This window comes from Rubellimicrobium rubrum, from assembly GCF_006152115.1.
In the GTDB taxonomy this organism is placed as follows: Bacteria; Pseudomonadota; Alphaproteobacteria; order Rhodobacterales; family Rhodobacteraceae; genus Rubellimicrobium; species Rubellimicrobium rubrum.
In genome coordinates this window covers 244,479-254,220 of sequence record NZ_VDFU01000004.1, presented here as the reverse complement: position 1 = coordinate 254,220, position 9,742 = coordinate 244,479, and the positions used below count along the sequence as shown (strand labels likewise).

Annotated in this window: 4 protein-coding genes; 3 read left to right on the top strand and 1 reads right to left on the bottom strand. The window is 65.0% G+C overall.

From position 1 onward, the window contains the following. Positions 1-184: integrase core domain-containing protein (locus FHG66_RS05795; protein WP_139075790.1), on the top strand; the 184-nt coding region annotated here is incomplete at its 5' end. A gap of 415 nt (positions 185-599) precedes the next feature. Here the strand turns inward: FHG66_RS05795 and FHG66_RS05790 are convergent. Then, positions 600-3,716, bottom strand: coding sequence for a GAF domain-containing protein (locus FHG66_RS05790; protein ID WP_139075789.1), 3,117 nt, complete (start codon positions 3,714-3,716; stop codon positions 600-602). 403 nt (positions 3,717-4,119) lie between these two features. On the opposite strand from FHG66_RS05790, the gene FHG66_RS05785 reads away from it, so the two are divergent. Together FHG66_RS05785 and FHG66_RS05780 are read left to right on the top strand one after the other, a co-directional pair. Then, a complete protein-coding gene (locus tag FHG66_RS05785; protein WP_139075788.1) occupies positions 4,120-5,910 on the top strand; it encodes a sensor histidine kinase in 1,791 nt (596 codons plus the stop codon). A gap of 272 nt (positions 5,911-6,182) precedes the next feature. Next, positions 6,183-9,323, top strand: a complete 3,141-nt coding sequence (locus FHG66_RS05780; protein WP_139075787.1) for a PAS domain-containing hybrid sensor histidine kinase/response regulator — start codon at positions 6,183-6,185, stop codon at positions 9,321-9,323. Positions 9,324-9,742: the final 419 nt, after the last annotated feature.

The window sequence follows — 9,742 nt, the reverse complement described above, 5'->3', positions numbered from 1 at the left end:
CTTCCACGGCCGCCTGCGAGCGGAGTGCCTCAACGCGTCCTGGTTCCTGTCCATGGCCGACGCCCGCGACCGGATCGAACTCTGGAGAAGGGAGACCAACAACAAGAGACCCCACTCAGCCCGGGGCGGCTCGACGCCTCGGGCCTGCGCAGACCAAGCTCACCTTGCCCGAAACCTGGCATAAACCCCAGACCAAACTCAGGGTCAGGGGCAAGTGCCCCAACGAACTACCATTGAGCTTGGAGCCGGGGTCGGGGGCTGGCCACCAATCAGGAAAAGGTGCGGCGTGACTACGCAACGTTCTCGACCACTTCCTCGAATTCGGGCCGTCGCGTGATTGTTAAGGACGGCGCTTCTTTGCTCGGTCAGCGCCGCTGGGTCGGTGCTATACAACGACCTTGAGGAGCGGGATCGTCGGTGAATGACCGGGACGCATCTGCGGCACCACTATCAATCCCTCTTAGGAAGCGTTCGCTCAGACCTCCTCAGGTTTTTGCCTGTTTGGGTCGATGAAGCAGTGAGATCTGCCTCACAATCAGTTCTGAGGACGCAGTCTGGCTCAAGCGAGGGAGAATGTCCTGTGGGATGACGCCACAAACTCAGCCCTCGACCATCTCGCTGATCTTCTGGGCCAGGTCGGCCATCACGAACGGCTTGGTTATGACTTCCATGCCGGGCTCGAGGTGGCCGTTCCCCACGGCCGCGTTCTCGGCAAAGCCCGTGACGAACAGCACCTTGAGCTCCGGGCGCATGACGCGGGCGGCATCCGCAACCTGACGCCCATTCATGCCCCCAGGTAGACCCACATCGGTAATGAGGAGGTCTATCTTGGCATCCGACTGAAGGATCCTCAATCCTGACGGGCCGTCCTCTGCTTCCAGAGCCGCATAACCTGCCTCCTCCAGCACCTCGACGATCAACATCCGCACCGTGGGCTCGTCGTCGATGACGAGCACCGTCTCGCCGCTGCCGAGTTCGTCTATCGCGAGCCCCTGGCCGTCTTGGTCCTGTGCCAGTTCCCCGTGGTATCTTGGCAGATACAGGCACATGGTCGTGCCTTGACCCACCTCGGAGTAGACACGCACTTGGCCCCCTGACTGGCGCACGAAGCCATGCACCATGGACAGGCCCAGCCCAGTGCCCTTGCCCAGCGGCTTGGTGGTGAAGAAGGGATCAAAGATGCGCTCGACGATGTCCTTGGGCATCCCGGTCCCAGTGTCGGTCACGCAGAGCGACAGGTACTGACCCGGCGCGAGCTCCCGCTCCTTCGCGGCCCGCTCGTCGAGCCACTTGTTGGCGGTCTCGATCGTGAGACGCCCGCCCTCCGGCATAGCGTCCCGAGCATTGATCGCGAGGTTGAGGAGCGCGCTTTCGAGCTGGGCCCCATCGATCTGGGCCGGCCACAGCCCGCCCGCACCGACGACCTCTACTTCAATGCCCGGGCCTACGGTGCGCCGGATCAGCTCTTCCATGCCAAAGACGAGCCGGTTCACGTCTGTGGGTTTGGGGTCGAGTGTCTGCCGACGCGCAAAGGCCAGAAGGCGCTGGGTGAGGGCCGCGGCTCGCTGTGAGGACGATTGCGCGCCCTTGATGAAGCGTTCGAGCCCCTCAAGCCGCCCCTGTGCCAGCCGTCGCTCGATAGCGTCCAGGCTGCCGCTCATGCCGGCGAGCAGGTTGTTGAAGTCATGGGCGATGCCGCCGGTGAGTTGACCGACGGCTTCCATCTTCTGCGCCTGACGGAGCGCCTCATGCGCCTGCGTAAGCTCGGCCGTCCGCTCGGCCACGCGATGCTCCAGCGTCTCGTTGGCGCTCTGTACCGCCTGGAACAGCCGCGCGTTGTCGACAGCAATCGCCGCCTGCGCAGCCAAGCCAACAATAAGCCGCTCGTGCCGCTCGGTGAAGCGGTCACGCTCGGGGTGGCCGAACAGGAGACCCCCCAGCACCTCGCCCGAACGCGAGACGACCGAGACGGCCAGGTAGCTGCGGACCGGAAGGTGCCCCTTTGGCATGCCGCGATGCGGCTCGAACTGACCATAGCGCGGGTCAGCCAGGATGTCGCCCGAGCGGATCACGCCTTCATTCCGGAAGGTCGGCCCGAACACGCCCGTGGCGCGCGGGCGGCCCATTCTGGTGAACGCCTCCCGTTCGGCACCTGAAAGGGTGAACAGATGCAGCCGCTCCCCAGTCTCATCCATCTCGTTGTGGAAATACGAGCCGAACCTGGCGCCAGTAAGCTCCACTCCGGCGTCGGTGATGAGCTGAATCAAAGGCTCAAAGTCCAGCTCGCCTACGACTGCCTCACCCGTGCGGTTTAGAGTCTCGAGCGTGCGACTCTCCTCATGGAGGGCAGCCTCCACCGTCTTCCGGTCTGTGATGTCCAGGACGAACTTGAAGGCCGTGCCATCGGGGAGGACCTTGGACGCACAAAGCGCCCACCATCGCGACCCGTCCGAGCGGATGTACTCCTTCTCCTGGGGCGTGGTCTGTCGCTTGGTTCTCAGCTCAGCCAAGGTCCGCTCAGGATCCCCTTTCCACTCCGGCGGAACCAGACCCTGCAGGGTCAGCCGTCCCGCTTCGAGATCGTCGCGGGGGTAGCCGCTCATTCGGAGAAAGGCGTCGTTGGCGTCGGTGAGGCGGCCTTGCATGTCGAAGTAGATCGCGCCCACCGTCTCGATCTCGAGCGCGGTGCGGAACCGCTCCTCGCTGACCTTGGTCTGGGTCTCGGCCCGGGCGCGCTCCACTGCCGACCAGGTGCGCTCGGCCACCTCGGTCACAAGCTCGGCGTCGCGCTCAGTCCACGGGCGTGCCTCGCGGGCGTGGACGTAAAGCGCCGCCCGCATCCGCCCCTCCTTCACCAATGAGGCGGTGATCACCGCCCGCGTGTCGATGGCGTCGAAGGCGGCGAGTGCGTCGGGTGAGTTCGTTCGCGGGTCTGTCGCGGCATCCTGGATCAGGAGTGGCACACCGGCACGGAGCGCAGCCAGCACCTCGGGCCCGAAGCCTGCGAGATCATGCGTGCCTTCGCGGGTCGGAACCGTGCCGTCGGTCCAGTTGCGCTCGGTCGTGAAGTAGCGCGCCGTCTCCTCCACCTCGCCATAGCCCACTCGGTTGGCGTTGAGGTGGTGCCCCAGCGCTTCCTGGGCCGTGTCGATGATGGCACGTGGGTCTGAGAGCGCGCGTAGGCGGTCGCTCAGATCCAGAAGGAACCGGCCGCGACGTTCGCCGAGGACGCGGTCCGTCACCTCGTGTGCCTGGGTGAAGACCCCCATGACCTGGCTGTCCTCGCCCCTGATGGGCGTGAAGCTGTAGTTCCAGTAGGTCTCGCTCACCCGACCGTCGCGCTCGATCGGCAGGTGCTGGTCAAAGGTGGAGAAGCCCGCCCCAATTCGCATGACATCCGCAAGCTGCGGGCCGATGACGCCCCAGATGTCGCCCCAGACCTCCGACGCTGGCCGCCCCAGCGCCCAAGGGTGTCGCTCTCCTAGGATCGGGATCCATGCGTCGTTGTAGAGGTGCCGAAGCTCGGGGCCCCAGTAGATTGCGGTCGGAAAAGCCGAGTGGAGGCAGATGGAGAGGGCTGTACGCAGCGACGGGGGCCAATCCTCGGGCACCCCGAGCGGTGTGGTCCCCCAATCGAAGGTGCGGATGCGGGCAGCCATGTCGCCGCCGCCGGCCAAGAAGGCTCGGGCAGCGCTCGTCCCTGGAGCGAAAGACACGTCCCCACCATCCTGAAGCATCAAAGTCGTGCGGTCCTAAGTTGGGCGGGGACGCTTGACTGGACAACGAAGCCCAGCGTCAGAGCCGGAAGGTTTTGTAGGCGTGTCACCGAACCAGGCGACCAGACGACATTGGACTATAATCCCGTTCCTTGCAGACATAAAGCAAGCCGTCCCGACCAAGAACCGACCCGACCTCCGATGGTGAAAGAGGCCCGACCTGGGTGCAGGGTCGTTCGATCGTGTCTGGCCCGGCCCGATAGGCTTGGTTCATGTCGAACTCGCACCGGAACGTCCTCCCGACGGCTGGTGTAGAGGGATGTTCCGGCCGATGGAGCAACGCCTCCTCCTCATTTCCCAAGTACTTCGCTAGGATGCGCTTGGGGAACTTCGGGAAACTGGAATGGTACGGCTTTCGCTGGCTCAGAGGATCGTGGCGATCACCGCGGCCGCGCTGCTCCCGATCCTGGGGGTGCTTGTCTACAACGAGGCGGCGCTTCGCCAAAACCGCGGCACGGAGATCCGCGCCCTGGCAATCGCGACCGCCGAGCAGGCTGCCAGGGAGATGGAACGCTTGACCTCGGGGGCCGATGGCATTCTCCATGCCATGGCGGCGGCCCCAGTCGTGCAGAGGTTCGACATAGAAGGCTGCTCGAACTTCCTGGTGCATCTCGCGCCCGCACTGCCGCAGTTCACCCGGATCAGCATCCTCGACCTGGAGGGGACCGTGGTCTGCGGGTCCGACCCGACAGCGCAGGGCCTTGACCTGTCGGACCGGCCCTATTTCACCGAGGCACTCGCCAACGGAGGCCGCCTGGTCGTGGGCGAGTACACCGTGAGCCGGGTCACGGGCGACAAGGTCCTGCCCCTGGCCTTGGCCATTCTCGGGGCCGACGGCCAGCCGCGGGGGGTGGTGGCCACCTCCATGGACCTGGACTGGCTGGGCGCCACGCTGCGCGAACGGCAACTGGCGCGGAACGGCTCCCTGACCATTGCCGACCGCAATGGCGTCATCATCGCGCGCGAGCCCTTTCCTGAGCGTTTCGTCGGCACTGCCATTCCCGAGGCGTTTCAGCCCCTCGTCCGTGCTGGGGCACCGGGCTCGATCGAGGTGACGAGCCAGGACGGCACCCAGCGTATCCTGGGCTATATTCCTGCAGGCTTGTCGCCAGTCGGTCTCTATATCAGCACCGGCATCGCCCGGGAGGAGGCGTTCGGGCCTTTCGATGCAGCGGCCCGCCGGACGCTGGCACTGGTACTCGCGGCCGTGATCGTGGCCGGCGGGCTGTCGTGGTTTCTGGGGCAGCGCCTTGTGCGAGGACCGGTGTCTCAGATTGCGTCAGCCCTTGCTGCGAGGCGCGCCGGCGACGAGGCCATCCGGACGAACATGTGCTCCCGCGACGGCGAGATCGAGGCGCTCGGCGCCACCTTCGACAGCTACATGGACGAGCTCAACACGAGCCGAGAAGAACGGGACCGGGCGGAGGCGGCGCTCCGCGCAACCGCCGCTGAGAAGGAGCGGTTGGCAGATCGCAACGAACTCTTGGCGCGAGAGATGAGCCACCGAGTCATGAACAGCTTTCAGCTCATGGAGAGCATTTTTGCTCTTCAAACCCGCCGTGTTGCCGACCCCCTGGCCCGTCGGATCATCACTGAGGCCGAGGAGCGCATTCGGTCCATGGCACTGGTCCATCGGCAGCTGTTCCAGATCACGCGTGACGAAATGCAGGAACTGGACGCTGCCGCCTATCTTGGCGGTCTCACGCGTGATCTGGTCCTGGCTTTCGTCAAAGGCGACGCGGTCCGCATCGAGGTGGATGCCGAGGCAGGTGTTGCCCTGTCGCCCGGCCAAGGCATCGCCTTGGGCCTTCTCGTGACCGAGTTGGTGCTCAACGCGATAAAGCACGCCTTCAAGGCACGGGATCAGGGCACCATCCGCATCGTCCTTGGGGCTGCGAGTTCGAGCCAGCTCCGGCTGATCGTGGAGGACGACGGGACTGGGCTGCCCGCGGCCGAGGCCCGAGCAACAGCCACCGGGGTGGGCATGAAGCTCCTCGACGGCTTCCTGCGACAGCTGGAAGGGACGCTGACGGTCGAAGGTCCTCCGGGCACCCGATTTGTGGTGTTGTTCCCGATCTCGGTCCAGGCAGGACCGCGCACCGAGCCTGAGGCACCTCTGATCGGTGCGGTCTGAGACCGGCCGGTGAGTAAGCTTCCTGCTCGGCTGCGGCCGTGGAGCTGACCTCCCCAAGCCGATCGCGTGTGGGGCTCGGGCGCCTGCCGACCGCCCTGGAAGCGCCTGCCAAGACCAATGGTCTGCCCGGCACGAAGCATGCCGCCTCCCCAGATTTGGACGCGGCTCCTTGGAACCATCATGACTGTCATGGTTCGGAGCTGACATCTAACAGGTGTGTTTCTCGTTCCTTGGCAATAGCACTCGGTCCAGCACCGCAGTAGCGTACCCGGATGTGTCTGGACTGCTCAGGTCGTATGATGAACCCACCTCGTCTCCTTCCATCTGCTCTTGGAGACCTCACCAACCCCGGCAGCCTTACACGCGTCCTCCTGGACCGCATGACGGAGGGCGTGAGCTTGTCCCGCGAGGATGGCACGATCGTCTACACCAACCCCGCCGAGGATGATCTCTTTGGCTATGAGGCTGGCGAGCTCTGGGGTCAGCACGTCACTGTCCAGAACGCCTACACGCCCGAGGAGAACGAGCGAATCGTCACAAAGGTCATCGACGAGCTGAAGCGCTCCGGCTCGTGGCAGGGCGAATGGCATAACCGCCGCAAGGACCATACCCTGTTCACCACCCGGTCGCGGATCAGCGCCGTCGAGATCGATGGCCAAAGCTACTGGCTATGCGTCCAGGAGGACGCCACTGAGGAGACCGCCGCGGCCCAGGCGCTTCAGGAGGAACGCACCCGGCTCAAGCTCGCCACGGACTCGGCCGAGATCGGCATCTGGGACTGGGATGCGCGCTCCAGGCAGCTGACCTACTCAGAGCGTGCCAAGAGGCTCTATGGCATTCCCGTGGATCAGGAGGTCACGTCCGAGCTCGTTTTCGGTCGCATCCACCCCGAGGACCGTGATCGCATCTGGTCGGTCTCGCGGGTGGCAATGAGCGAGGAGAGCCACGCCCGGGACAGCTACGAGTACCGGCTTCTGCTTCCAGACGGCACGGTCCGCTGGGTACAGGCGAGCGGCGAAGCCATCTTTGAGCCCACTGCGAGCGGCCCGGCGGTGGTGCGGTACGTAGGGACGATCCAAGACATCAGCACCCGGCGCAAGCTTGAAGAAGCGGAGCGCGAGAGGGCCCAGCACCTCCGGCTCGCGATTGAGGCGGGCCGCATGGTCGTATGGGATCTCGATGTGATCCACGACTCCGTCACTCATTCGCCCGAACTCAATCGCATACTGGGGTTTCCCGAGAACGAGGTCCTAGACCTCAATGCCGTCCGCGCGCGCTATGCTCCCGGCGAGCAGGAGCGACTGCAGACGGAGAACCGGGCCGCCATGGAGCGCGGCGAGACCTCGTTCGAGAACAGCTTCCGCTACATGCACCCGGAGGGGTCGCACCGCTGGCTGCGACTTCGCTGCGACGTCCTCTTCGATGCCGAGGGCCGGCCGGTCCGGGCTCTCGGTGTCCTGTCCGACGAGACCGAGCCGCGGAAAGCCGAAGAAGACCTTCGCGCCAGCGAGGCCCGCCTTCAGCTCGCCAGCAAGGCCGCCCGGGCGGGCGTCTGGGAGTGGGACCTGGTCGCCGACGTGACCGTGTGGTCGCCCGAGGAGTACGTGCTCTTCGGGATCGACCCAGTGACCACACCACCTTCCGATGTCGTCGCGGCCTGGAAGGCGCTGATCCATCCGGACGACCTCGCCACGGTCATGGACCAGACCGAGCTCGTCCGCCGGGAGGGTGGGACGCACGACTTGGACTACCGGGTGATCGTGGCCGGCGAGACGCGCTGGATGCGCTCGCACCAGACTGCGGTCGCGGGACCCGAAGGGATGATTACCCGGCTCGTTGGCATCGAGATCGACGTGACGGAGGAGTACCGGAAGGCCGAGGCGCTCCGCTCGCATGCCGAGGCGCTGGAAGGCGAGGTCGAGGAGCGCCGGCGCGAGCTCGACCGTTTCTTCGCGCTGTCGAACGATCTCTTCGCGGTAGGCGGCTTTGATGGGTTCCTGACCTCGGTCAACCCGGCCTGGAGCCGTCTTCTCGGGGTGCCGGACGAGGAGATACTGTCGCGACCGTTCGTGGAGTTCGTACATCCTGACGATCACGGGACCTTGGTGGATGCAGTGCAGCAGTTGCGCGCCGGGGACCTCGTACAGAAGTACCTGAACCGCATGATCTGCCGGGATGGCCGGGTAGTCTGGCTTTCCTGGACCGGGGTCGCGGAAGGAGAGCAGTTCTACGTGGTGGGCCGCGACATCACCCAGGAGCGCGAACGCGAGGAGATCCTGCGCCAGAGCCAGAAGATGGAGGCGCTGGGCCAGCTGACGGGCGGCATCGCGCACGACTTCAACAACCTCCTGCAAGCCGTGCAGGGCAGCCTTGCGCTCATACGCAAGCGATCGGACAACCCCGAACGGGTGTGCCTGTTGGCCGAGCAGGGCATGGAGGCGGCCCGCCGGGGAGGCAGCCTCACCGCGCAGCTTCTGGCCTTCGCGCGCTCCCAACAGCTCGCTGTGAAGCCCGTCCAAGTGGCTCAGGCTCTTGAAGGTCTACAGGATCTCCTACAGCGAACCCTGGGCCCCATGTCGCTGGTGCGCATCGAGACGCCTGATCGGAACCTCGCAGCCCTAGCCGACCCGACCCAACTCGAGATGGCGATCCTGAACCTGGCCATCAACGCCCGCGACGCCATGCCCGAGGGCGGCACGATCAGTATCAGTGCGGAAGCTCAGAACAAGGACGACGACCCGGAGCTCCCGCCAGGGGACTACGTGCTGATCTGCGTCAGGGACACCGGAACGGGTATGACGCCCGAGGTGGCGCAGCGAGCCTTCGAGCCCTTCTTCACCACCAAAGGGCTTGGCAGAGGGACGGGCTTGGGCCTGAGCCAGGTCTATGCCATGGCCCGACAGTCCGGGGGCACCGTCCGGCTCAACACCCATCCCGGGCAGGGCACAGCGGTCTGCGTGTTCCTTCGCCAAGCCGAACGAGCTCTGGAAGGTGAACGCACAACGGGCATGGCGAAAAGGGAGCAGGACGGGACAACCGGTGCCACCATTCTTGTCATCGACGATGATGATCTGGTGCGACGGTCGCTCGTGGCCGAGATCGAGGCCTTAGGTCATCGTGTGCTCGAGGCTAGCAGTGGTTCGGAGGGCTTGTCTGTTCTGGATCAGGAGCCCGACGTGATCGTTGTCGACTTTGCGATGCCGGGCATGAACGGGGCTGAGGTGGCGGAGGCGGTGCGTAGAACCCGGCCCGATCTGCCCATCATCTTCGTGACGGGTTACGGCGATACGGCCGCGATCGCGCAGGCCATGGGCGAGAGCTCCTTGGTGTTGCGCAAGCCATTCGAGTTCGAAGAGCTCGAAGCGGCCCTGAGCCGGCAACTGAGGGCCCGAGACCCGCTGGCATCCAGCTAAGAGGATGCTCGGGCCAGCCTTAAACAAGCGCCCTTGAGGACAGGAAGCCATGGCGCGGGAGCTTCAGGGCCGGCCTTGGGAACACCCGTGGTTTCATCGAGAGGAGTTCGGAGAGCGCCCAAGTCAAGGACCTTCCGTCCCTCGCGGGATCAGAAACGGTCGTCTTTGTTCCAACCTGGCATGCAGAGCCGGACCAAGGAGTCGACCAGGGCGGAACCCTCAAGGGTTCTAGGAGGGTTTTGTCCAAGATCCTCGGCTACGCGCTGGTCTACGACAGCCAGAGCCTTGATACGCACAACCCGACGCTTTGAAAGCGTCCGGAGCGGACCGTGTGTCCGCAGACAGGATCAGCGGATCGCTCTGCCACCGTCCCGAGCTCGACCGTCTCCTTGATCACTTCCCGAGACCCAGCATCGCTA

Coding starts and splice junctions, on each gene's coding strand:
- FHG66_RS05785 (WP_139075788.1), top strand. CDS start 4,120: ATGGTACGGCTTTCGCTGGCTCAGAGGATCGTGGCGATCACCGCGGCC.
- FHG66_RS05780 (WP_139075787.1), top strand. CDS start 6,183: ATGTGTCTGGACTGCTCAGGTCGTATGATGAACCCACCTCGTCTCCTT.